The 717-nt window shown below is 44.8% G+C and carries 1 protein-coding gene; it reads right to left on the bottom strand.

The genetic code is table 11. The features are described 5' to 3' along the window. A partial coding sequence (locus tag ACTHUR_RS14025) for a FimV/HubP family polar landmark protein (protein ID WP_440399161.1) occupies nt 1–717 on the bottom strand: 717 nt, incomplete at both ends.

Genomic DNA, 717 nt, shown 5'->3' with positions numbered 1-717 from the left:
CCACATCATCTTCGAAATCGTCTTCGATAAACAGACCGTCTTGAATTTTTTCAGACGGCGTTACTTTAGTTGTAGCAACCGCAGCAGCTGAAGCAGCAACATTTTTCTGTACAGCCTTTTCTTCATCCTTACGGCTTACAGGCGCTGCTTCCGGCTCATCTTTACGTTTACCGGCAGCTTTCAACAACAACCAAGCAGCAATAAGGGCTGCACCGCCTGCCAATAACCATTTCCATAAATTACCATCTGATTCGCTTTCTGTTTGCTCCGCGACAGAATCAGTGGTTGCAACAGGCTCAGAAGCCACTATATTCTCTTGAGCATCGGAAGCCATAGCTTCTTGAATATCGGACGCAGGAACAGTCGATGCGGCTTTTTCATTAACCGCTGCAGATGCTGCTTGTTCTGTTTGTTCAGCTGAAGCTTGTTTTACTTCTTCCTGTTGCTGTGTATTTACGCCAGCATCTTTAACCTGAGCTTCAGTTTGAGCATCAGGCTGAACAACAGGTTTTTCTGTTTTAGCCTCTGTTGTATTAGCGGTTTCATTAGCTTTTTCTGTTGCCGTATTAGTTTTAGCAGGAGCAGAAGCAGCCAAGCGTTGCAATTCGCTACGGTTTGGAATATTCAGTACTTTACCTGCCAACATACGGTTGGCATTATTATCAATAAACACATCCGGGTTGGCATTTACCAAAGCCTGGATGGTTTGATCCAAGG

The organism is Neisseria sp. P0021.S007 (assembly GCF_051956855.1).
The sequence above is the reverse complement of the archived record's forward strand: the minus strand, read 5'-3'. Positions and strand labels throughout refer to the sequence as shown.